Source organism: Shewanella sp. 0m-6 (assembly GCF_052977325.1).
In genome coordinates, this window is sequence record NZ_JBRIMD010000042.1 from 1 (window position 1) to 21,961 (window position 21,961).

A 21,961-nucleotide genomic window follows, 5' to 3' on the forward strand; every position below is an offset into this window, starting at 1 on the left:
TTTAAAAACACTCGGATTTTGCCATCTTATAAAGATCGGTCAACCGATCAATAAACTGCTAAATGATCGGCATTACCAATAGGCTCCTTTTTTTGTGTCTGGAACACTTATGCCAAGGCCCATGGATGGATAGCCTTGGTAGTTGTGTCTTGCATCTTGCAATAGAGAGTTATGCGCTCTTTATTTAAGATCGACAGGGTGGAAAACCCTGTTTGCCGCTTTCTTTGCTCTATGCGTACTGTATTTCTCTTTAACTTTTTCTAATTCTGCACAAAATCCCAGACAGAAAAAAACCGCACTTCCTGGTCGCAAGAAGTACGGCTATGGAGCTATAAGCTCAACGTTACCCTGAGTAACAGTTAAACGTTAACAGGATGTCAAAAAACTGGCAAGTGACAATTTAGCGTAACAGCATATTTCTGGTGTTCTTTATCATATTGATAGTTTTAGTGAATTTTTTCTCGTAACATTTTCGCTTAAATTTTTACAAATAAATCCTCAAAAAAATGAAACTCTCACGGTAAAATGCCTGTCCAACTAAAAAATAAATAACAACAAATAACGTTGTGGGGAGGTCTTGTGAGAGTTTTTCCTGTCTATGCACCAAAAATTATCGTAAAGCATGCGCGCATTTTTCTGACCGGAGTGATCTGGGTAAAGGATTTAGGTCGATTAGAATTTGATAAAGGAAGGTTTTTATTGCCAAGAAAAAGCCTGCCTAAGGTTAAGCAGGCTATTTTAGAGCTCAATGAATTGATTGAGACTCAAAATAACGAGATGCACATGGCATAACGTTAGGAATTAGTTTACTTCGTCGTTGAGCAGACCAACTAGGCCAGTCACTTTCTCATTCCAAGAGTTAAGCTCTTGCTGTAACTGTTGGTTTTGCTCAGACAGGCCGCTGCTTGTCTGCTTCTCTTCTTCAAGCTCCATTTTTAGTAGCTCGATAGTTTCAAGTGCAGCTTGGATTTTTGTTTCCAATTTCGATAATAGTTCAAGACTCATGGGTAGTCCCTTTGATAGCGAGATGATAGCTCCGATTCTAGCAGTGACGTGGCATTGCTGAATAGTTAATTATGCTAAATGAGTGAAAAACGCTCAATAAAATCACCAAAAACGTTTTTTTTTTGCACTTGTTACTAAGTCGTTAGTATTCTTCTATTTATTTCCTCTTGGATCGCGGCAATGACCGGCAATTTCCTGATACTTATTCCGCTGCTATTAACCCTGAGTTTGGCACTTATTCTGCGTAGAACCCTAGTCGCCTTAGGTGTTGGCATTGTATCTGGCGCACTTATTTTATCTAACTTTAACCTGCCAGATACCGTGGTTTATATGGCCGACAAGGCATGGCTGCAGGTTTATCGTGATGGCCATTGGCAGGCTTGGCATTTAAATGTGCTTGCGGCCATGGTGTTATTAGGCATGATGACACAGCTGCTAGCGCGTGGTGGAGCGGTGAAGCTTTTCGCCGATTGGTTATATCATCGGATTAAAAGTGGCCGTCAGGCCCGGGTTGGTGTGGTCGTGCTAGGCTGGGTAGTTTTTATTGATGGCATCTTCAGCTGCTTAGCCGTCGGGCATGTTTGTCAGCCATTAAGCCAGAGATACAATATGTCGCGGGAACAGATCGCTTACCTCGTGGACTCCAATGCTTCACCTTTGTGTGCCTTGCTGCCTTTTTCTAGCTGGGGTCCCTATGTGATGGCCATTTTGGCCAGTATCACCTTACTGCCACTCACGCCGTTGGAATCATTTATTGAAATCGCCAAGATGAACTTTTACGCCATCACGGTGATCTTACTGTCTTTGCTCATTGCCTGGTTTGGTATTGGCTTTAATTCAGATGTCGCACCTAGTAGTGAGCAGCAAGAGAGTGAAGATGTACCAGCTGGAAGCCCCTGGTTGTTGGGCTTACCTATGGCGACTTTGTTACTGGCATCAATAGGACTAACTTTGTACTCGGGTGCTAGCAATGCACAAGGCTCAAGCTTAAGCGATTGGGTCTCGGCAGCAGATATTGGTGCCGCCATGCGTAATGCGTGTTTATTGGCAATTTTATTAGCCATCTTGATGATTAAAATGAGTGGCCGCAGTTTCTCGTTACTGATTGCAGATCTTGGATCCGGGGTACGTGCTATTAGCTTCGCTATCTCCATCTTGCTTTTTACCTGGATGATAGGTGCTGTGATAGCCGATTTAGGGGGAGCAAAGTTGCTGGCTACTTGGGCTGAGACGTTCTTATCGGCGCAGATGTTAGTGGCTGGTACGTTTCTATTGTGCGCGATAATGGCGTTTACTACAGGTTCAAGTTGGGGAACGTTTGCCATTATGATCCCGATTGGCGCTGAAGTGGCATTAACGGTTGAGCCTACTCTTTTACTACCAGCGTTAAGCGCCGTTATGGCGGGGTCAGTATTTGGCGATCATTGCTCACCCATTTCAGACACCAGCGTAATTAGTGCGCTGAGTTCGGGCTGTGAGCCTCATGCCCATGTGATGACTCAATTGCCTTTTGCCATTATTGCAGGGATAAGCTCATTGGTTGGCTTTCAGTTAGTTAATCTTGAAGTTGCGACAGCATGGAGCTGGTTAGCCGTTATTATTGCCGCAGTCTCTATGCTGGTGGCATATCAAAAGTTACACCAAAGTGAGCGTGTTGCGATTATTTAGTCGCAGCAAGTTTTATCGGTTATAGCACATAGCATAAGGCCGCCAACTCAGTGAGTTGGCGGCCTTATTGTGTTAACAGAGCTGCTTATACTGTTGGGTATTAGAAGCGGTAGTCAACAGCCATATATAGTTGCTGGCTATCATTTAGAGAAGCGGATTCAGTAGAGCCAATGTTCATTGGCGTAGGTGTTGGTGACGTTACGCTAGCATCGTAATCTTGCTTCAGGTAACGGTAGCCAACTTCTGCGCTTAGTTGGTCATTAATCTTATACATTAGACCGGTTTGACCACCCCAGACGAAGCGGTTATCTGAGCTAACTGCATTTGTTTCAGGGCTGATGTGGTTAACACCGGCTGTTGCACCAATAAACCAGTTCAGTTTATTGCTGTCACCTAGGCCCACTAAGTAGTCATAAGACATTAAAAAGCTTTGCTGACGGCTAAAGTCATCTGAATTATAAGAGTAAGTACCATAAATACGGTTAGCATCATTTAAGTAAACACCCGCTCTTGCTTCATAAATGACATTGTTTTCGGTTTCTTTAAAGTGTTCAGCGTTAAAACCAGGGTCTACGTTTGCTTGGCTAGAACCTTTGTAAGAGTTTTGCTGGGCGCCAACACCGCCACCTATGAACCAGTCTGCAGCCATAGTCGGTGCCGAAATTGCAGTTGCCATTACAGACGCTAAGATAAGTGATTTAGTTTTCATGTTGTGCTCCCACACTAGGTCAAATTGTTTAGGTGTTGCGTTTTGTTGGACACATCATAGGGGAGGCTAGCTGAATAATAACTGAATGATATTAGCAAAGGTTGTTGTTGAGTGTTTTGATATATAGAAACTGAACGCAGCCTGTTAAGCTGTTGAAAATAATTAATTAGCTAATTTGTACTATGTAAATAAGTCGAAGTCTTTTGTCATCTAATGGCAAGTTAAACCCTATCGGGGTCACAATGGAACTGGTCTTTGTTCATGGATGGAGTGTTACCAATACAGACACTTACGCGCAGTTGCCCCAAGCATTAGCCAAGCTGATGGCGGATGATATTAACCTCACGATTCGCCATGTTCACCTTGGGCGTTATATCAGCTTTGATGATGAAGTTCGTTTAACTGATATCGCCAAAGCATTTAATGCTGCGCGAACAGAGTTACTTAGCGATAAGCAGTTTGCAGTGATCACCCACTCTACGGGAGCGCCTGTTATACGCCAGTGGCTAAAGATGTTTTACAGCGGTGACAAGCTTGCCAACTGTCCTCTAACTCATTTGATTATGTTAGCCCCAGCCAACCATGGCTCAGCGCTTGCTCAGCTGGGTAAATCACGACTGGGGCGCATCAAAAGCTTTTTTTCTGGTGTAGAGCCGGGGCAGCAGATCTTAGATTGGTTGGAGCTGGGCAGTAATGGCCAACACCAATTGAATTTGCACTGGCTTGAAAATTCTAGCCTCGAAGGTCCGTTGCCATTTGTGTTAACAGGCGACACTATCGATGCTGAATTTTATGATTACCTCAACAGTTATACTTCAGAATTGGGCTCAGATGGAGTGGTACGAGTCGCCTCAGCCAACCTTAATTTTAGCCATTTACTGTTAGAGCAAACGGCGCAAACCTGTGATGGTTTTGACTCTCGCTGCGTCGCCACGTTGCAGTTAATCAAGCATACTCAGCCTAGACATAATACTGCTTTTGAAGTGATAAAAAATGCCAGCCACAGCGGCAGTAACAAAGGCATTATGGGCTCGATAAGCCGCCGAAATGCAAGCAAAAAACCAGTGGTTCAGCGCATAAAACAGTGCTTAATGGTCACTAATCAATTGCAATATCAACAACTCGCTGATGAGATGCGCCTCGCTAATCGTTTAGTTAAACGTAAATTACGTGCCTGCATGCTGGTGGTGCGAGTGATTGATGATACAGGCTTGCCTGTAGAGGATTTCGATATCATCTTGCTATCAGGATCGGATTTTTTACCGGGCAACTTCAAACGTGGTTTTATGCTTGATAAGCAGAAAAACCATAATAATAACCATGTGCTGACTCTATATGTCGACGCCGATAAAGTGGCTAAAGTGAATGGTGGAAAGATAGGCATTAGGGTCGAGCCAAGGCCCAATAATGGCGTGTGTTATTACCGCAGCGTTGAATTTCATTCCGATCCTGGCCAAGTACAAAACTTGCTAAAGGCTGACCAAACCACCATGGTTGATATCATATTAAAGCGTCAAATCAGCCCAAATACATTTACCATCATACCGCCTGAGCAAGGGGGAGATTTTTCCCATTTAGTCGACAATTAACAATCATTTTTGCTCACTATTTAACAGAATAAATTCAGATTAGTTTTTAGTTGGTTAACACGTTATGATCTCTTTTTGTTTTGAGTATTTACTCTAAATATTAATGTTAATGGAGACTGTTTCAGATTGAATTCAGCTTGATGGATAATAATTAACCTACGTTATTTATCTCCTGCCAATGAGTTCAGCGATAACCTCTGTTTAGATACTTAACATCGACTATTTTATTTTAAGGTTCAATCTATACATGCTTAAAATTACTACTATTTTGACAGCACTTTCAGTGCTGTTTTTTGTTTCTCCAGTTCTATCACAGTCAATTGAACGAGAGCCGCTAGAGGCGCGCTACGACAGAACATTCCCAATCTGGGCGCAGGAGGCGATGGATTTAGGTCATGAGTTGCCTAAGCCTTACGGCTTCTCAGTCAATTACATGACGATGGATCAACCGCTAGTCGTCGATTCTGTCGGTTTTACCGGGCTAGGCGGTTTAGATGAGATGCTCAGTATTAAGGGCAGTGAAGCGGTGCAAGATTCAGAAACCCTGACCTTGAGGGGCGATGTGTGGGTGCTGCCATTCTTAAACCTTTACGGTGTGATTGGCCACACTAAAGGTAGCAGCGTGGCAAATGTCCAGCTAGAGGCTGACTTGTCTTCAGTATTGCCGCCGAGTTACTGCAAAATTAGACCTTGTAATGTAAGCAGTGAACCATTTGATTTTATACTGGATTTTAAGGGAACGACCTATGGAGTAGGTGGCACCATTGTCGGTGGTATCGACAACTGGTTTGCACTACTTGACGTTAATTACACCAACACCAACTTGAATATCCTTGACGGTGAAATCAGCAGTATTGTGGTGTCTCCTCGCGCGGGTTATCGCACCAGCTACAACAACCATGACATCCAAATCTGGGTTGGTGCCATGTATCAAAACGTAGAGCAAACATTTAGCGGTTACTTACGTGATATCGGCTTTCCGCTTGGTGATGCCAAATTTGAGGTTAACCAGCATCTTGAAGATAAGTGGAACGGCTTGATTGGTGGTCAGGTTGGCTTGACTAAGAACGTTGATTTATTGATGGAATTTGGTATTGGTACCCGTAGTAGCTTCATGATGAGCTTAGGCTACCGTTTTTAAGTGAGCGTAAGCAGTTCATTGTTAAGAGCTAATCGTTCTTTGAGTAGTACAAAATGTTGGAGTAAGAGTATGCGCGCTATTTTTATGTTGATATTGACGTTAATGCTTGGTGGCTGCTCGGCTGTTGATATTATCGATTCTCGTGAGAAAGCCGCGTTGCAAACGGCAGGCTTTGAGCAAAATAAAATGATGCTCAAAGAGGGCGGTGAGCTCAATTATTGGCAGGCCGGTGAGGGGAAAACCATATTATTAATTCATGGTTTTGGCGGTTCTGCGGTAACCAGTTGGCAACAGGTAATGCTCGAACTTAGTCAAGATTATCGGGTTATCGCCCCTGATCTCGCCTGGTTTGGCGAGTCAGTGAGTCAAGGGTTACCAAGCCTTGCGACTCAGACCAAGGCTGTTATGCAGCTAATAGCGATGCTAGATCTCGATAAGGTCAATGTTGTTGGGATCTCCTACGGTGGCTTTGTGACGTTCGATTTGATGATCAACGAACCTAAGGTGGATAAAGCCATATTGCTGGCAAGTCCTGGGGTGCTGTTTTCTGACAGCGATCTATCGCAGATGAATCAGCGTTTTGACGTGGCAGATCCAAGCGAGATCTTTGTGCCTGAAACGCCCAAGCAGATGCGGCGCTTGCTCGATGCTACCTTCGTCGATTTTCCCAGGTACCCCGGATTTATCGATTCGAGTATTTATGACAAGTACTTTGCACGTCATCTAGATGAGAAGCGCGCGCTTATCGAGGGGCTGCCCGCAGATAGAGATCGAATTGCTGCCAATATAGCCGTCGACTCGCTACCTCCTAGTGTGTTGATTTGGGGCGAGCATGACATTGTTTTCCCGCTCAGTTCAGGTATTCAATTGGCTGACTACTTAAGCGCTCCGATAGTGGTGATCCCACAGGGCGCCCATGGGATCAGTAATGACTATCCTGAGATTGTCAGTCAAACCATTAAGGCATTTGTACAATGATGAGCCGTTTATTCATCCGTGGGGCCGCGAGTACTATCGCTATTTTTGTCCTTGGCGCATGTAGCAGCGACTGGCAAGTACGCGCGCTGCCCAGTGATATTGCAATCGAGGCGGCATTAGACAGTGAGCCAGACTTAAACCTACTGCATGCAATCGAGCTGCAAGAGCTGCCTTTAGTGCGCATCCCCGAGGCGGTGCGTCCTTGCTGCGCCTTTGGTAATGCGCAAAAGGTGACTGTAGGCCCTATACCGGTACCTTTTTTTCGCTACGCCAATACCTTAGCCGTCGATAAAGTGGGCCCACACGCCTATGAGGCGGGTACTTTTAGTTATCAAAAAGATGCCCCCAATGGTAGCCGTGGTACTGAAAACAATGGCCAGATGTATACGCTGCAAGGCGGCTTTATTGATTTGGCCCATGTACGCGACACGGCTGACAATGCTATCGCGCTGTTTTACCGCATCTATCCTAAACTTGGGCAGCAGCAAAGCATTACGCTACCCGATGAGATTGGCCCTAGAACGATTGAGCTAAGCGAGTTTGATATTGCTCAGTTGAGTCCGCGTCAGCGTTGGGAAACCGCAGGGGCAATAGCGGTGAGACTGGCTTACTTTATGGCTGAAGCCCATGAGGTCGCTCAGTGGCATGGTTATCGTAGTTGGGCGCCTTGGTCCGAAACGGTATCGGCCTACTCACCAGAAGATCTCTACTCCAATATGCTTGGAGCTAAAATTGCTTTAGCGCTGATTAATAATAATCTAGCGATGAATAAAGAGCTGTATAACCAGCATATGACTCAATGGTTAGCGGCTACGCTTAATTGGCTTGAGCCGGTTTCGATTAAGCAAACCAATGCGCTATTTGATGTGATTGATGGCCACTGGTGGGACTCACAGCAGCCATTACCGAGTAAATTTATGTTGTTAAAACGTCATTATAAATTAGGCGATCAGCAGTCGCCTTTCTTAGTGCCTAAATCGTTGGCTGAGTCCCATATTAAATGGAGTGAAGTTGAGCCGCTGTTTGCGTCCGAGCATCAAGCACACAACTTATCATTAAGCCGCAGCGTTCACGGTATTGATATTGATGAGGTTGCGCAGCAAAAGCTGATAGTTGCCGACAAATTTAAGCACAGCTTTGAGCATATTCCTGCAAAGCTGTGGCAAGACGGTTTTACTCAAGCTGATTTCTACCAAATTAGCCAATATAACCAAGTGCAAGATGAAATAGAACTACGCCAACATCTGCAGCTAGATGATGCGAACGAGGCTGCTGTACCTATGGAGCCCAAATGAAGCGCAATGGCTTGAGCAAGGGGCGATTGAGTCGCTTGAATAAAACCTTACTGATGAACAGAACCTCTGCTCTGGCGGCGGCCTTTTTGGCTTGCATCAGCACGCCAGCGTGGGCTGACGTTGCTGTTAACGATGTCACTGTTACAGCTAATGACACAGCTGTGGATGAAGTCGTAGCGGATGAAGTTGCAGGGAATGAAACGACGGTTATCAAAGAGGGCGAAGCTGATGAAAAAGCGTCGCAAGGTTGGTTAGAAGACTTCTTGCAAACGCTGGGCGCAGATGGTGAATTTGATCCAGACAAACTGATCGACTTTAGCTACTTGCCGGGACCATTTTATAACCCTGAGATGGATTTAGGCGTTGGGATCTCGGCGGTCGGCTTATATCAATATGATCCCGATGACGAAGTCAGCCAGCTGTCTTCATTGGTGATCAATGGTCTCGCCTCAACTAATGGTGCATTAGGTGTGGCGGTTGCGAACAAGACCTTTATCAATCAAGACCAGCAGCGTTTTTACCTCAATGCCGAAGTCTTTGATGCGCCGGATGTTTTCTACGGTGTGGGTTACGATAGCAACCATCAAGAGGGCAATCGTGTCGAGTTTAACCAGCGGATTATCTCGATTAACCCTATGTTCTTGCAGCGAATGAGCCCCACGAGCTTTGTCGGTGTTGGCTTTGATTTTAACTACGCCGATGCCAGTAAAATTAATGTATTAGACTCGAATGTCGATACAGACATTCTTGATGAAAGCTCCCGCAGCGTCGGTGTGAACCTGCTACTTAATCATGACAGTCGAGACAATGTATTAAACCCGCAGTCGGGGCGTATCTTAGAAATTGATGCCACCTTCTATCGTCAGTATTTAGGCAGTAAAACAGATTTTGATGTCTACAACGCCTTGTATAGCGAATACATGCAGACCGGTCGTGATGAAGATATCTTGGCCTGGCAAGTGCGTGGTCGCTTTACCAGCGGCGACGTGCCATGGGATCAACTATCCAAAGCGGGAGGCGGCGATCTGCTTCGCGGTTATACATCGGGGCGTTACCGCGATAAACAGCTGCTGATGACGCAAGTGGAGTATCGGCTTAATCTGCCTGGGCGTCATGGTATGGTGTTTTGGGGCGGTGCCGGTGTGATTGCTGATGACATCAGCGAGTTTGATGGCAATAAAATCCTACCCAATGGTGGTATAGGCTATCGCTTCGAGGTTAAACCTAGAGTCAATTTAAGATTAGACATGGCCTGGGGTGATGGTGATACAGGCTTTTATTTTAACGTCAATGAAGCGTTTTAATACAGTGGAGTGGAAAAGCAAAAGGGCTCATTTGAGTAATGCCGCTCACTTAAGGAAGTGAAACTGATAAAAATCGCTGACTTCGAAAGATAAGAGTGGACCACATCACACAAAGGACGCGAAGGACACGAAGAAAAGCCACCCGGGCTTTTCTTTTCTCCGTGTCCTCGGCGTAGTAAGCGAAGTGAGCGCTTGGTGGTTTATAGCTTTTAAAGAAAAGAACCCAGCTTATGCTGGGTTCTTAGTTTTTGTTTATTAATTAGGTTTGAGCCTAACTTGCCACTCATTTCTAACTGCTAACACTTCTTACTTTTTGAAGATAGCTTCGTTAGTACCGTATGGGCCTAAGTTTAGGTCACGCTTACGGATCTCATCCACGCGGTCGAAGGCTTCTTCAGCTACACGTAGGTTTTTAACGTCTTTACGCCAGTAGTACTTAAAGCCGTTAAAGTGAGCGTTGTTTGGGTACCAGTACATTACACCTAGGCCTTTTTCAGACATGATAGGCGTGTTGTGGATAGTCGCACCAGGAATGTAGAAGTACTGGCCTGTGCCTAGCTTCTTGAACTGGTTATCGGCCAGAGTTTGACCTTCACCGTTTACCACGTAATAACACTCAGGCTGACCATGGAAGTGCGGCGCGTGGTCTGATTTACCACCGTCGGTGATACCAATGACCACAGGGCTATCTGACAGCTCTTTCCAGATGTAACCTACTGGTGACTTTGACTTATCGCAGTCTTGAATTTCTAATACGTTGCCATCGTCATCTAATGACTTACAAAATTGCTGATCGGCAGCGATGCTGCTATTTGACTTAATGGTTCTAAAGTCAATTTCACCCGCTTCCCATGCTGCGATATACGCTTCAACTTCTGGGTTGCTACACTGCTCTGGCATGGTGTCCTGTGGCGAGTAGGGGGTGCTGTCGTATGGGACTGGCGTCATCTGCTGGTATGGCAGTTGGGCGTGATCACACTGTGGGCCTTGGGCAAATGCGGCTGTAGAAGTTAGCGCGGCAATACCGAACATCATTTTTAGTTTCATCATTCTTATCCTGTTTTTTAGCTGATGCAGCTAAAGCTGCGATATTGTGCTCGTTTTAACGGGCTTGAACTAACAATAAAGTGATAATTGCTGCGTAAAGTTGAAATGGATCACGCAGCATTTTAAGCAGCAAACTTATTCGTGAGCTCGGTCGCGAATAATCTTTCCTTTACTGCGTTTTAGATATGAAATTGCAAACTCAATTGGGCGTAATTAGACGCGCCTTTTGCGGCAGCGATATCTTCATAAGGGCTGATACCATCATCAATCTGATAACGGCCCAATTCAAAACCTAGCTCTAGCACAGGGGTAAGATTTGTGAATAAATTCACCCCTGCATGGAAACGGTTAGTCTGCTCCTCTTCGGTGATAGTGTGGCCGTAGAAAAGGCTTGAACGAGTGCGCTCAGTCCAGAAGTGGCGATAAGCAAACATGGCCGAGGTGGTGGTTTCTATCTCGCCGTTAATCATATCTCTAGCCGCATCAGTGCCGACATAGCGGCCTAGGTTGCCGTAGTGAAGTTGCAGGCGAATATCGTCTTTACCAAAGGTTTTGAGCTTGGCGGCCAGTGACACGCCAGCGCCAAGTTGGGCCGTGTCTTGTGGGTCTAAATAACGCACTAAGCTTGCTACAGAGACATTGCCCCAGGCGCCTTTTTGATTGAAACGGATCACCGCATCGGGAATATAATCATTGCTGGTATCGACCCATTCTTTATCCGCTTGAGTACTATTTGTGTGAGTACTACTGGCTTGAGTGCCGCCAGCTTTAGTGCCATAGGTGTATGGGTTTTCTAGTGCAAATTGCCAGTTCCCCTTGCTATAGCGCACTAAAGTTTGGCGCACCATCGCCTGGCCCACTAAGGGCCCACCTAAATCTGCCGTTTCGGCAAAGGCGCTGGTATTGACCATGGTTGACCAGGTTTGGCCAGCTGTGAAGTCTTGATAGTTGATATAGGCGTGGCGTAAGCGCGGGCTATAGGAATTAGAAAAAGCCGCATTACCTTGAGCCGAACCTGAGAAATCAATCTCAGCAAAACCATAAACTTCGCCGTGTGTTATCCCAACATTGAAGCGGCTTTCAGCGGCGCTAAATTGAGTTCTTTTGGCTGAGTCGGTGACACGACCACTGCCAGTCCAACTGTCTTGAAAGGCAATGTTGCCATCCACATAACGTGCGTTGGCCTTTAGGAATCCACCGAAGTGGTACTCACTGGCCATCAATGACGAGGAGAAGCCGCCAATAAAACAGATACAGATTGAAAGTTTTGTCATCGATTTCATAGTTATTTCTTGTAGGGAAGGGGTAAAAAAGCCCTAGTATTTTTTATATAAAAAGGGCGTGATCCATCGCGGCGACAGTAAGCAGGGATACTGTACCGGTCCAATAGTTGGGTGAATCTAATAGGTAAATGGGGTGACAAAAGCGAAGTGAGAGCAGCTTCGCTTTTGTCGGTAACGCTAATTAATACGGTTAGCTATGCTAATAATCTCTGCGTGTTCCTGTGCTCGGATTGTTAGTCAGTACTAACACCATCGCTGAACGATTAGCTGCGATTAGAAGTAGTAACCGAAGTTAATATTCACGCGCTTGTCCCAGCTATCGCCCATCTCTGGAAGACCCACGTGATCGTTGTTCGCGGTAGAGAAGGTCATGTTCTTACCCATAACAAAATCGACCATGGTGTAAGTTGGGCCAGCTGAAATCGCACAACCAGTCACGTTTTGCATGCTGTTGTCGTAGCTATCGTCATCAACATCGGGTGTCATTAAACCAAAATCGTTGTAGCACTTAACGCTACCCCAATCGGTCGCAAATGTCTTAGCGATGTTAGCGCTATAAGACTGGCCTTTAGAAGCGATCTCATACTGCCAGCTCACAACAGACACCGCGATCTTGTTAGCATCAACAGCGTCAGCGGCATCGTATTCGTATTGCATTGCTTGCAGTTGCAAGTTCCAGCCTTTATAGCTGCTGTCTAAGTGCAGCGCGACAGCGTAACGATCACCGTTGTTACCGGTATTGCTGTTATAGATCTGACCGTACTGTGCAGAGCCACCAAAAGTGGTTTGGCCGCCTTCGTGCTCAGCGGTGTACGTCTGGCGCACGTTGAACTGGTTAGTCTCTTCGTTATAGTAAGTGATACCGCTGGCTGCAATTGTGCCGCTGTAGATATCAGTCGAATAACGTTTGTTTTCAGACGGACCATATTCAGCACTCTTATAGAAAGCTAAATCGGTGTGCCAGCCATTCTTTTCGTAAACCGCCTTGATACCTGTGTCATGGTCGTCTTCAAAACCTAAGTAATAAGGAATGCCAAACCAGTAGCTGTTTGAGATGAAGTCCGGGTTGCCAAATGGCACCTTGTTGATCCCCAGTTGTAGTTGCCAGTCTGGGTCTACGTCGTAGTAAGCGTAACCGTACTTGATGTAGTTAGTGCCAGAGGTAAAACGGTATTCAGCCGATAAACCCCAGTCACCATGCTTACCATCAAACTTGATCGCTGCCATATCAAAGTAAAAGTCACCGCCTTTATCTTTGTTAGCTTCGTCATAGTCACGGTAGGCGTAGTTAACACGCACAGCGCCGCCTAGCTTGATACCGTCTTCAGTTTGCTCAGCAGCATAAGCTGAAGCACCTGAAAGTGCGATTGCTGTAGCCACCATCGACAACATAAACTTAGTGGTTTTTTTCATCATCATTCCCTATTGCTATTTTTAGATTTTGTAAATCAATTAATCGAATTACATCTCTTCAAACCAAGTACGGTGGCACTCTGTACAAACTGGTGCTTTTTTCTCGTGCTCGGCATGACATGCAAGGCAGCTTGCGCCTTGGTTGTAATGCAGTGACTTGTGAGGATGCGCTTCAGGAATGGCTAGCTTGCTTTCATCGACAGGGATGCTGTTAATGTCGCCATGACACTCAACGCAGGCTGCGTCAGTTGCGTTTTTCTTACCTGAACCTTGGTGGCAAGTTTGGCAGCCATCTTGATAGATAAATTCGTGGTTTACGCGTCCTTCAGTCTTGCCTTTCATCTTGACTAGCTCGCCAGCCATCACGTTGCTAGATAGAGCAAGGCCAAGTAGTGCGCTTAGTAATAACTTGTTCATTTGATGGCTCCTTAAAGATCAGCTTTGATGGTTTCAGACACTACGATACCCATGACTAGACACTCTAGGCAGGATGTAGAACTCAAACGGGCTTCACCGTGGATACCACCTGTTACTTCACCTATTGCGTATAGGTTCTTGATCGGCTCCATAGAGCGGCCATCAATGACGCGAGCGCCTAAATCGGTTTTTAGACCACCCATGCAGTAGTGCACTTTTGGCCAAATACGTGACACAACAAATGGGCCTGTTAGCTCTTCTGCCGTATCCATCTTGCGATTGAATAGCGGGTCTTTATGCTCACTCACGTGCTTGTTGTATTCAACAATGCTGCGCTTAAGCTCTGCGGCTGGAATATCGAACTTAGCGGCGATCTCATCTAATGAGTCGACCTTCCACGCCATCTTGTCGCGGATGGCACGTACAACACGGTCATCTTTGGCGTAGTTGTTGTAGTTGAAGAACACTACTGGGTACGCTGGGCTACCATCAGCGTTGCGGTTTTTCATGATGGCTTCAGAGCAGGTCTTACGGTCTGCACGTTCATCCATAAAGCGCTTGCCGTTGAGCACGCTAATCGCCACACCTTGGTGCCAGCCGATAGATAGTAAGGCGTTTGACCAACCAAATCCGCCTTCATCTGGAGAACCCCAGTGGCCCGTTTGGATAAGGTTCATGTGTACAGGTAGTGCGCCGTAAGCCATCGCCGTCAGGGTGACTTCGCCTGTTGCGCCCATTGCATTAGTGCAATCTAGTGTTGGGTCTAGAGATGGATCAACCGCTTCACGTAGCGCCATGTTGCGCGCGAAGCCGCCATTAGCGAGCACAACGGCCTTGTTAGCTTTAACAAAAATGGTGCTACCGGTTTTTAGATCGGGGAAGCGGTAGTTCTTACGCACTTTTACGCCAATAATCTTCTGGCCTTCCATGATGAAGTCTTCGATATAGTGCTGTAGACGGTAATCAACGCCTTCTTTTACACCGGCTTCATATAGCTTGGTGGTGATGTCACCGCCAGTACCGTGTTGAGTACGAATAGCGCGAGCTTTATTGTGGCCGCCCACCTGGATATTAAAGCCATCGCGGAACTTAACGCCTGTGTCGATACAAAGATCGTAGGCATCTAAAGAACGGTTAGCGATAAGACGCAGTGCAGGCTCGTTTTGCATGCCGCGGCCAGAGATAATCTGATCTTTTACTAGTTCTTCAGGAGAGTCGTCATTGACGCCTTGCGCTAACTGGATTGGGTTCTTAGGAATAGCCAACCAACCACCGTTGATAGCAGAGTTACCGCCAATCACTTGCATCTTTTCTAAAACAAGTACCGAACCTAAGCCTTGACGCTTAGCATTTAGGGCTGCAGAAAGACCGGCAAAGCCAGAACCGACAACAATGACATCAACGCTTTCGTCCCAGTTAATCTCACCACAAGTCTTAGCTTGTACGGTACCGGGTAATGTTGCCGCTAAACTGCCAACTGCTGCGCCAGCACTTAGCTTTAAAAAGTTTCTTCTACCTTGCATTTTGTAATTCTCTCAATGGGAATGAGCTAAAGATAAACGCAAGTTCGCTTGTTAAAGGTGAACTAAGTCACGCCATTTTTTCAGTGACAAATATATTCGTGAGGCAGATCTCGAAGATCTTTTCTCTTAAAATAGGATGCGGTTTTAACGCTATAAAAATGTGAACTCAATTCCATATAGGGTTACAAGTTATTGCACTAATGTTTGTATGACGTGACTCACAAAGCCTACCAATAAAGGAGTATTAGCGTGAACTGAATCCCGATTAGGGAAGAGATATCTATAATCTGTAATTGTTACAAGCGCATAATCGCCTTAATTCGAGATACAGGTTTTTTATAGATGAAATGTCCCACTGAAGCGCTGCCTATGATGCGTTGCAATCAAATACTTGACGCGGCTGAACAGCTCATAGAATCGCAAGGTATTGTGTCGTTTAAGTTCTCGCAACTCGCGAAGGAAGTGGGCTGTTCGACAGGGACGCTGTACAAGTTTTTTGAGCGAAAAGAGGATGTTTTGGTTTGCCTTTTTTTACGCAGTGCGACCTCTAATCACCTGCCGATATTTATTAACAAATATCCGGATTTAACGGCTCAAGAAAAAGTGCTGTTACCGATTTTGTTTACATTTGAAACCATCAAACGCAGCAAGAGTTTTTTTACTCTGCGTTCAGTTTCAGTCAATACCATGGTGTGGCAGTTAGCGAGTGACGAAAAAGTCGATCGCTTCAAAAAACGTATTAATGCATTTTGGGGCTGGTTTACCGACTCTCTCAATGAAGCCGTAGCAAGAGGTGAGCTTGATGCCACCCCCTTGCAGGTGAAAGAGCTCGTTCAAGGGATAACCTTTTACCTTACAGGCTCATTAACCCAGTTCGAAAGCCAATTGATTGCGCCTGAATACTTATCAAATCGTCGCGAGACCTGTTACCGCCACTTGGCAAGATTGATGGCGCAATATAAGTGGGTTAAGCCACTTACCCCTGAGCTTTTTGAGTCATTAGAGAATAGAAGTTCGAGCTTTTTTGATAAACATTATCGCGACCATATGAGCTGTAGCGCTTGCAGTGCCTTGACTAGCTCCTCGGTTAATAGCGAAGCACCCTGCTTACGCAAAAAAGACAGCGTCGCTTAAACTGAGTGTGCAGAGTGAGTTAATGCTGGTGGTCTGCTTGGGCTACTTTTACCGGAGTCGGGTATTCAATCGCTTCAATTCCTTTTAGGTGATAACCCGTTTTGGCAAATCCGGCTTGGGCACTCTTAATGCTCAAGGTTCCTGCTATATACATAGGTTGTTCCAGATCTGGAATGGCTATTGGTACATCGAAAGCGACATGTATTAGTTGATTTGCAGGTGATGGCGGTTTGTGAAAACAAGCGCCTTGCTGTGGAGTGAGTAGAAAGTTTTTGGTGTAGCCACTGTTTTGACCATCCAATGGCACGATAAACCCAGGAATAATGACCTTTTTACCATCGAGTGCTAAGTTGACATTGGTATCAACGGGTAAATCTACAGGCCCCGGAGCAAGGTTATTCCATAATATGGAGATAGGTTCTTCGGCAAATAGATTGGGGCTAAAAAATAGGCTTAACGCTAGGATTATTTTTTTCATAGTTAATAAGGAGACCAACTTAAGTTGGCCTCCATCTCTATTGAGTAAGATTACTTAGATTTCTGAATCACGTCCCAACCATAGCCACCGTTACCTGAACGAACGAGCTTAGAGTTGGTGTAAGGTACGAAGTCAAACATGAGTTGCTCACCTGGACCCACATCTTGTGGCCATTGGTACTTAAATGTTGAGAATTTGCCATCGAGTGGGAACCAGTACATATAGATCAGGTCTTGATCATCATAAGTATTAGGCGTGTAGTGAATTGCTTTACTTGGGATCTCAATATAGTCACCAGGGCCAAAAGGTTGCATGCGCTCTTGTGCCCACGTTAGCCCTTCACCGCTTAGGCCGTAATAACATTCCATTTCACGGTGATAGTGCGGTGCAGCTGTGCCAGGTGCGACGCGCACTAAACCAATAACGGTTGGTTCATCGTTTAGCTCTTTCCAGCACATACCCACTTCAGAGTCTGAGGCGCCGCCAGCAGGACAAGGAATAAGATTACTTGGGTCGTCAACACGCCAAGTTAACCAGCCAGAATCATTAGCACCTTTACCGCCGTGATCGTTTGACTGAATGCTGTAAATATCCTTTTCACCGCTTTGTAACTCTTTAAGATAGGCCATGGCTTGCTCTTGCTTACATACCATAGGCATTACTTTAGTTGGTGCATTAATTGTTGATAATGTTGGCTTTTCATTGTGCCAAGGTTTATCGGCTGGCTTATCAGCTGCAACGGCGCAACCCGTAATTAGAATTGCCGAGGCGGCAAGTAGTTTTCTCATTATCATTTCCCCATGTTTTTTAATTATTTAATTTGATGCTATTTAAACTTTGGATACTCAAAGTTGTGGCAATCCATACAGATAGCTTGCTTCTTGGTGTGCTCCCCGTGGCACTCCATACATGGCGCTTCTTGGCCGTAGTGCATGCTATCGTGTGGGTTTTGCTTTGCCTCATGCCCTTCACGTTTGGTTTGTTCTGCCAGCTCACCCATGTCATGGCATTGCAAGCAGGAATCATCAGATGGAAAGGCTTTTAGCCCTTGGTCATGACAGGTTTTACAACCCTCTTCGTATAGCGCCTCGTGATAATCACGCTGATCTTGAGCTTGAGCTGAAAGGGCGATAACGCTGCTAAATATCAGCACAAGTAAAGTCGTCATTGGTTTCATGTTGGTATCCTTATGCTTTCATCATCGATCGAGCGGCTGTGACGCCAAATGCCATGCAGTCTGGAGTCGAACAACCACCTAGGCGGCTAACTCCATGAACACCACCAGAAACTTCACCTGCAGCATAAAGATTTGGAATAGGCTTGCCGTTCTTTGCCGCAATAACTTCAGCTTTGTTATTAATTTGGATGCCACCTTGGCAGTAATGCACTTTTGGCCATAAACGCTGCACAATAAATGGTGCCGTTAAATAAATGCCGGCGCCCATATCCATGCGCTTGCCGAACTGCGGGTCTTCACCGGATTTAACGTATTGGTTCCAGTCATCAACCTGTTTTTTCAATGGACTTAGTGGTAAATCGAAGTGTTTAGCAATGGCTTCAACGCTGTCGAATTCCCAGGCAACGTTATACTTGAGCACATTTTCCATTGACGGATCTTTTTGTGCTTCGTGTTTGGGGGCGATAAGTAGAGCAGGGTTTGGCTTGCCATCTTTATCACGACGCTGGATCTCTAGATCTGCGCGGTGTTTACGGTCTGCGGTTTCATTCATGAAGCGCATGCCAGTATTGCGGTCGATCGCGATAGAGTGCGGGAAGTTGTATAAAGAAAAGCCTGCGCCGTAACCAAAACCACCTTCATCAGGCGACGCCCAAGGACCAGACTGAATGAAGCTCAAATGGATAGGCATTGCGCCTTCAGCTAACATGGCAATAAGGCCATCACCCGTAGCACCACGAGCGTTAGTGTGACCTACTTCGTCCCCTAATGTAGGATCAAGCGCTTGACGAAATGCGACGTTAGCTGCAAAGCCGCCAGTTGCGATTAACACGCCTTTTTCTGCTTTTACGTTAATGATCTTGCCGGAGTCTTCATGATCGGTGTGGTAACCTTTACGTACTTTAATGCCTAATACGCTGCCATCTTTGGCGGTAATCAAACCTTCGAACTTATGGCGGGTTTTGGTTTTTACACCGTAGCTACGAGCTGTTTTTAACATTGGGCGAATAAAGCCTGCCCCTGAGCGTTCAACGACTTGGTGGCTGCGAGTCGCACTTGTACCGCCAGTGTTGATGATGTGATCGCGGTAGACGCAGCCACAATCTTTCGTTAATTGGTAAATGTAAGGTCCAAGCTCGGCACTATGACGTAATAGTGCTTCACTAGCATAACCACGACCTGAAGCTAATTGGTCTTTTACCATTAAATCGGCGCTGTCTTTAATACCGAGTTTTCTCTGTAGATCGGTATCGGCAAAGCAGGCTTGGCCAGCATTGAGAGTAGAGTTACCACCGTACACACCCAGCTTCTCAAATACGACAATATCCTTTGCGCCCAATTTTCCCGCTTCTACTGCGGCGGCGAGGCCTGCGAAACCGGAACCTACAATCACGATTTCATGGGTTTCATCCCATTTCACATCAGATGAATTTGCGCTTACTGATAGTGGGGCTAGTGCGCCAACCGCGGCCGCTCCAGCACCAAGTTTTAAAAATGAACGTCTTGTTTGCATTTTTTTATCTCCATTTAACTTGGGTTAACAATATGATTTGGAGATGTAATCAAACATGCGCGGAATCACACTTTATATTGGGGGAGAAAGTTTTTTGTGGAGGCCTTCAAGAAAATGTTTCTTTTCAGTATCTAAATGAATATTTAACCGTAGTATCAATCTTAACTATATAATTAAATAAGAGGCTAACATGCAGTGCCCTAGTAATAATATGGATGCTATTCGCTGTAATCAATTATTAGATGTTGCTGAACAATTGATTGATAATCAAGGTGTTGTTTCTTTTAGGTTTGCACAAATAGCCAAGGGCGCAGGATGTTCTACTAATACGTTATATAAGTATTTTGAGTCTAAAGAGGATGTCTTAGTTTGTTTGTTCTTAAGGAATACAACCTCGAGTCAAATACCTGTATTTATAAAAGAAAACCCTGATTTAAATATCTACGAACATGCAGTTCTATCTATTTTATTCACATTTGAAGTTGTGAAGAGAAGTCCAATATTTAATATTTTGCGAGTTGTCTCTATTAACAGTATGTTCTGGCAATTAGCCAGTTCTCAAAAAGTTGAAATATTAAAGAACCGAGTTAATTTATTTTGGAGCAGAATTAAAAGGCCTTTAGAGCATGCTGTTGAACAAGGTGAGCTGCAAGCGACACAAGTTGAAATAGATGACTTGAGTCAGGCGCTGTACTTCTTTTTGGCGGGAGCCACGTCTTCGTATCAAAGTGGCTTAATGGACGAGCAATATTTTAGTGTCAATGATGATATAGGCTATCGCCACATAAGCCGTTTAATGAACCATTACCAGTGGCGTGAACCTATTACTCGTGAAATGATGCAGTCATTATCTGGCCGTATTAAGCATTTTCTAGATAAAGGCCATGGCAATATACGCAGTTGTGAAACGTGTTTAAGCATAGGGAGATTGTCGGATTGTAGGTCTCAATTTGATTAATTTTAGGGCAGTTTGAATGTTTTGCATAAGTTGAAGATCTTCAGGCTAGCCCCCGTTTTGCTTGACTTTTTTATGACCACTGATAGGCTGCTCAATCAGTAATCAAGGTGGTATACAATGCAAATAACTTATAACTTAAAACCTGCGTTAGAGCGCCGTACCGAGCAATTTAAGCCTACAAGCAACGTTGGCTTCGGTAACCTAAGAACTGACCACATGTTTTTAATGGATTATCGCGATGGTGAGTGGTGTGATCCTAGAGTCGTTCCTTATGGCCCCTTTCAAGTCGCACCGGGCGCCATTGCGCTGCACTATGGTCAGTCGGTATTTGAGGGCGCAAAAGCCTTTCAACATGAAGACGGCGAAATCTACACTTTCCGAATTGATAAAAATGCCGAGCGACTTAATCGTTCGGCCGATATTCTTTGTATTCCCGCATTGCCTGAGCAGATGCAGATTGATGCGATCAACGCGTTGATCGATGTCGATCGTTTGTGGTTTCCTATGCAAGAAGGCGCATGCCTCTATATACGCCCGTTTATCTTTGCCACTGAAGACCGCTTATCGGTTAGCCCGAGTGAACAATACACCTTCTGCGTCATGCTAAGTCCAAGCGGCCCTTATTACAGCGACGGCTTTGATAAGGCGATTCGTTTGCTGATTAGCGAGCGTTTTCACCGTGCTGTTTCTGGTGGTACTGGCGCATCAAAGGCGGCAGGTAACTACGCGGCATCACTTAAGGCGGGTAAAGCTGCTGCAGAGTATGGTGCAGCGCAGGTGCTGTATCTGGATGCTAACAATAAGCAGATTGAAGAAGTGGGCGCGATGAACCACTTCCACGTGCTGAAAGATGGCAGCATTATTATCCCTAAATTTACCGACACTATCTTAAAGTCGATTACCTCACAGTCAATTCTCGATTTGGGCGAGTTACTGGGCTGCGACGTACGCCAAGAGACGGTGATGCTGGATAAGTTTATTAGTGACATCGAGTCAGGTGAGATTATTGAAGCAGGTGGCTTTGGTACTGCAGCCGTGGTCTCTCCAGTAGGCTCTTATATCTTTGAGGATAACCGCATCGTCACGGTTGGTGATGGCGAAGTAGGTGAGCACACTAAGCGAATTTATAAGGTGTTAACCGAGATCCAAAAAGGCCATATTCAAGGGCCTGAAGGCTGGGTGCAGCACGTAAAGCGTGTGCAAAGTTAACTAGATTAACTAGATTAACTAGATCTAAAAAGGCTCCTAGATAGGTAATGCCGTTCACTTAAGGTGAACGGCATTTTTATTTTTGGCATACCGTTGAGGCCTTGGTTTTACTGTTCTGGG

At 45.3% G+C, this 21,961-nt stretch carries 21 protein-coding genes; 10 read left to right on the top strand and 11 right to left on the bottom strand.

Going from position 1 to position 21,961, the window contains the following annotated elements:
* Positions 1 to 579: 579 nt before the first annotated feature.
* Positions 580 to 792, top strand: a complete 213-nt coding sequence (locus ACVBJC_RS19365; RefSeq protein ID WP_447162560.1) for a DUF1107 domain-containing protein — start codon at positions 580 to 582, stop codon at positions 790 to 792.
* Positions 793 to 801: 9 nt separating this feature from the next.
* Here ACVBJC_RS19365 and zapB read toward each other — a convergent pair whose 3' ends face one another.
* Positions 802 to 1,005, bottom strand: coding sequence for a cell division protein ZapB (zapB, locus tag ACVBJC_RS19370; protein WP_447162561.1), 204 nt, complete (start codon positions 1,003 to 1,005; stop codon positions 802 to 804).
* 180 nt (positions 1,006 to 1,185) lie between these two features.
* Between zapB and ACVBJC_RS19375 the strand changes: the two genes are divergently transcribed.
* Positions 1,186 to 2,673, top strand: coding sequence for a Na+/H+ antiporter NhaC family protein (locus ACVBJC_RS19375; RefSeq protein ID WP_447162562.1), 1,488 nt, complete (start codon positions 1,186 to 1,188; stop codon positions 2,671 to 2,673).
* Between the two features lie 100 nt (positions 2,674 to 2,773).
* Here ACVBJC_RS19375 and ACVBJC_RS19380 read toward each other — a convergent pair whose 3' ends face one another.
* Positions 2,774 to 3,382 (bottom strand): outer membrane beta-barrel protein, encoded by a 609-nt coding sequence (locus ACVBJC_RS19380; protein WP_447162563.1) that lies wholly within the window; start codon positions 3,380 to 3,382, stop codon positions 2,774 to 2,776.
* Positions 3,383 to 3,624: 242 nt separating this feature from the next.
* Between ACVBJC_RS19380 and ACVBJC_RS19385 the strand changes: the two genes are divergently transcribed.
* The 5 genes from ACVBJC_RS19385 to ACVBJC_RS19405 all read left to right on the top strand — a co-directional run bounded on the left by ACVBJC_RS19385 (position 3,625) and on the right by ACVBJC_RS19405 (position 9,689).
* A complete protein-coding gene (locus ACVBJC_RS19385; protein WP_447162564.1) occupies positions 3,625 to 4,971 on the top strand; it encodes an esterase/lipase family protein in 1,347 nt (448 codons plus the stop codon).
* 247 nt (positions 4,972 to 5,218) lie between these two features.
* Positions 5,219 to 6,112 carry a virulence protein gene (locus ACVBJC_RS19390; RefSeq protein ID WP_447162565.1) on the top strand — a complete coding sequence of 298 codons (894 nt, stop codon included), beginning with the start codon at positions 5,219 to 5,221 and terminating at the stop codon, positions 6,110 to 6,112.
* Positions 6,113 to 6,181: 69 nt separating this feature from the next.
* A complete protein-coding gene (locus ACVBJC_RS19395; RefSeq protein WP_447162566.1) occupies positions 6,182 to 7,090 on the top strand; it encodes an alpha/beta fold hydrolase in 909 nt (302 codons plus the stop codon).
* A complete protein-coding gene (locus ACVBJC_RS19400) occupies positions 7,090 to 8,385 on the top strand; it encodes a DUF4056 domain-containing protein (protein ID WP_447170567.1) in 1,296 nt (431 codons plus the stop codon). Before ACVBJC_RS19395 ends, ACVBJC_RS19400 begins: the two co-directional genes overlap by 1 nt.
* Positions 8,382 to 9,689 (top strand): BamA/TamA family outer membrane protein, encoded by a 1,308-nt coding sequence (locus ACVBJC_RS19405; RefSeq protein ID WP_447162568.1) that lies wholly within the window; start codon positions 8,382 to 8,384, stop codon positions 9,687 to 9,689. The genes ACVBJC_RS19400 and ACVBJC_RS19405 overlap by 4 nt, the downstream gene beginning before the upstream one ends.
* A 306-nt stretch (positions 9,690 to 9,995) precedes the next feature.
* Here the strand turns inward: ACVBJC_RS19405 and ACVBJC_RS19410 are convergent, their stop codons facing one another.
* From ACVBJC_RS19410 to ACVBJC_RS19430, 5 genes are all read right to left on the bottom strand, one after another.
* Positions 9,996 to 10,739, bottom strand: a complete 744-nt coding sequence (locus ACVBJC_RS19410; protein ID WP_447162569.1) for a cupin domain-containing protein — start codon at positions 10,737 to 10,739, stop codon at positions 9,996 to 9,998.
* 176 nt (positions 10,740 to 10,915) lie between these two features.
* Positions 10,916 to 12,019 carry a DcaP family trimeric outer membrane transporter gene (locus tag ACVBJC_RS19415; protein ID WP_447162570.1) on the bottom strand — a complete coding sequence of 368 codons (1,104 nt, stop codon included), beginning with the start codon at positions 12,017 to 12,019 and terminating at the stop codon, positions 10,916 to 10,918.
* A gap of 273 nt (positions 12,020 to 12,292) precedes the next feature.
* Positions 12,293 to 13,435, bottom strand: a complete 1,143-nt coding sequence (locus ACVBJC_RS19420; protein ID WP_447162579.1) for a hypothetical protein — start codon at positions 13,433 to 13,435, stop codon at positions 12,293 to 12,295.
* A gap of 45 nt (positions 13,436 to 13,480) precedes the next feature.
* Complete coding sequence (locus ACVBJC_RS19425; RefSeq protein ID WP_012279024.1) at positions 13,481 to 13,849, bottom strand: cytochrome c3 family protein; 369 nt, start codon at positions 13,847 to 13,849, stop codon at positions 13,481 to 13,483.
* An 11-nt stretch (positions 13,850 to 13,860) separates the two neighbouring features.
* Entirely contained in the window at positions 13,861 to 15,372 is a 1,512-nt protein-coding gene (locus ACVBJC_RS19430) for a flavocytochrome c (protein ID WP_447162571.1), read from the bottom strand.
* Positions 15,373 to 15,714: 342 nt separating this feature from the next.
* On the opposite strand from ACVBJC_RS19430, the gene ACVBJC_RS19435 reads away from it, so the two are divergent.
* Positions 15,715 to 16,506, top strand: coding sequence for a TetR/AcrR family transcriptional regulator (locus tag ACVBJC_RS19435; RefSeq protein WP_447162572.1), 792 nt, complete (start codon positions 15,715 to 15,717; stop codon positions 16,504 to 16,506).
* Between the two features lie 19 nt (positions 16,507 to 16,525).
* Here the strand turns inward: ACVBJC_RS19435 and ACVBJC_RS19440 are convergent, their stop codons facing one another.
* The 4 genes from ACVBJC_RS19440 to ACVBJC_RS19455 are packed head-to-tail and all read right to left on the bottom strand — an operon-like array spanning position 16,526 to position 19,674.
* Positions 16,526 to 16,984, bottom strand: coding sequence for a DUF3299 domain-containing protein (locus ACVBJC_RS19440; protein WP_447162573.1), 459 nt, complete (start codon positions 16,982 to 16,984; stop codon positions 16,526 to 16,528).
* A 50-nt stretch (positions 16,985 to 17,034) separates the two neighbouring features.
* Complete coding sequence (locus ACVBJC_RS19445; RefSeq protein WP_447162574.1) at positions 17,035 to 17,772, bottom strand: cupin domain-containing protein; 738 nt, start codon at positions 17,770 to 17,772, stop codon at positions 17,035 to 17,037.
* A 38-nt stretch (positions 17,773 to 17,810) separates the two neighbouring features.
* The gene (locus ACVBJC_RS19450; RefSeq protein ID WP_447162575.1) at positions 17,811 to 18,161 is read right to left on the bottom strand and encodes a cytochrome c3 family protein; all 351 of its coding nucleotides are present in this window, start codon (positions 18,159 to 18,161) and stop codon (positions 17,811 to 17,813) included.
* A gap of 10 nt (positions 18,162 to 18,171) precedes the next feature.
* The gene (locus tag ACVBJC_RS19455; protein ID WP_447162576.1) at positions 18,172 to 19,674 is read right to left on the bottom strand and encodes a flavocytochrome c; all 1,503 of its coding nucleotides are present in this window, start codon (positions 19,672 to 19,674) and stop codon (positions 18,172 to 18,174) included.
* A 190-nt stretch (positions 19,675 to 19,864) separates the two neighbouring features.
* Here ACVBJC_RS19455 and ACVBJC_RS19460 point away from each other — a divergent pair, with 190 nt between their 5' ends.
* Positions 19,865 to 20,632 (top strand): TetR/AcrR family transcriptional regulator, encoded by a 768-nt coding sequence (locus ACVBJC_RS19460; protein ID WP_447162577.1) that lies wholly within the window; start codon positions 19,865 to 19,867, stop codon positions 20,630 to 20,632.
* 117 nt (positions 20,633 to 20,749) lie between these two features.
* On the top strand, positions 20,750 to 21,841 hold the full coding sequence (locus ACVBJC_RS19465; protein ID WP_447162578.1) for a branched-chain amino acid aminotransferase: 1,092 nt from the start codon (positions 20,750 to 20,752) through the stop codon (positions 21,839 to 21,841).
* The last annotated feature ends 120 nt before the right edge of the window (positions 21,842 to 21,961 follow it).

What these genes read in the sequence shown, in the direction of transcription:
- ACVBJC_RS19430 (WP_447162571.1), bottom strand. Translation starts at nt 15,372, where the DNA reads ATGCAAGGTAGAAGAAACTTTTTAAAGCTAAGTGCTGGCGCAGCAGTT.
- ACVBJC_RS19400 (WP_447170567.1), top strand. Translation starts at nt 7,090, where the DNA reads ATGAGCCGTTTATTCATCCGTGGGGCCGCGAGTACTATCGCTATTTTT.
- ACVBJC_RS19405 (WP_447162568.1), top strand. Translation starts at nt 8,382, where the DNA reads ATGAAGCGCAATGGCTTGAGCAAGGGGCGATTGAGTCGCTTGAATAAA.
- ACVBJC_RS19395 (WP_447162566.1), top strand. Translation starts at nt 6,182, where the DNA reads ATGCGCGCTATTTTTATGTTGATATTGACGTTAATGCTTGGTGGCTGC.
- ACVBJC_RS19380 (WP_447162563.1), bottom strand. Translation starts at nt 3,382, where the DNA reads ATGAAAACTAAATCACTTATCTTAGCGTCTGTAATGGCAACTGCAATT.
- ACVBJC_RS19410 (WP_447162569.1), bottom strand. Translation starts at nt 10,739, where the DNA reads ATGATGAAACTAAAAATGATGTTCGGTATTGCCGCGCTAACTTCTACA.
- ACVBJC_RS19445 (WP_447162574.1), bottom strand. Translation starts at nt 17,772, where the DNA reads ATGAGAAAACTACTTGCCGCCTCGGCAATTCTAATTACGGGTTGCGCC.
- ACVBJC_RS19390 (WP_447162565.1), top strand. Translation starts at nt 5,219, where the DNA reads ATGCTTAAAATTACTACTATTTTGACAGCACTTTCAGTGCTGTTTTTT.
- ACVBJC_RS19375 (WP_447162562.1), top strand. Translation starts at nt 1,186, where the DNA reads ATGACCGGCAATTTCCTGATACTTATTCCGCTGCTATTAACCCTGAGT.
- ACVBJC_RS19435 (WP_447162572.1), top strand. Translation starts at nt 15,715, where the DNA reads ATGAAATGTCCCACTGAAGCGCTGCCTATGATGCGTTGCAATCAAATA.
- ACVBJC_RS19465 (WP_447162578.1), top strand. Translation starts at nt 20,750, where the DNA reads ATGCAAATAACTTATAACTTAAAACCTGCGTTAGAGCGCCGTACCGAG.
- ACVBJC_RS19385 (WP_447162564.1), top strand. Translation starts at nt 3,625, where the DNA reads ATGGAACTGGTCTTTGTTCATGGATGGAGTGTTACCAATACAGACACT.
- ACVBJC_RS19460 (WP_447162577.1), top strand. Translation starts at nt 19,865, where the DNA reads ATGCAGTGCCCTAGTAATAATATGGATGCTATTCGCTGTAATCAATTA.
- ACVBJC_RS19415 (WP_447162570.1), bottom strand. Translation starts at nt 12,019, where the DNA reads ATGAAATCGATGACAAAACTTTCAATCTGTATCTGTTTTATTGGCGGC.
- ACVBJC_RS19425 (WP_012279024.1), bottom strand. Translation starts at nt 13,849, where the DNA reads ATGAACAAGTTATTACTAAGCGCACTACTTGGCCTTGCTCTATCTAGC.
- ACVBJC_RS19440 (WP_447162573.1), bottom strand. Translation starts at nt 16,984, where the DNA reads ATGAAAAAAATAATCCTAGCGTTAAGCCTATTTTTTAGCCCCAATCTA.
- zapB (WP_447162561.1), bottom strand. Translation starts at nt 1,005, where the DNA reads ATGAGTCTTGAACTATTATCGAAATTGGAAACAAAAATCCAAGCTGCA.
- ACVBJC_RS19450 (WP_447162575.1), bottom strand. Translation starts at nt 18,161, where the DNA reads ATGAAACCAATGACGACTTTACTTGTGCTGATATTTAGCAGCGTTATC.
- ACVBJC_RS19455 (WP_447162576.1), bottom strand. Translation starts at nt 19,674, where the DNA reads ATGCAAACAAGACGTTCATTTTTAAAACTTGGTGCTGGAGCGGCCGCG.
- ACVBJC_RS19420 (WP_447162579.1), bottom strand. Translation starts at nt 13,435, where the DNA reads ATGATGAAAAAAACCACTAAGTTTATGTTGTCGATGGTGGCTACAGCA.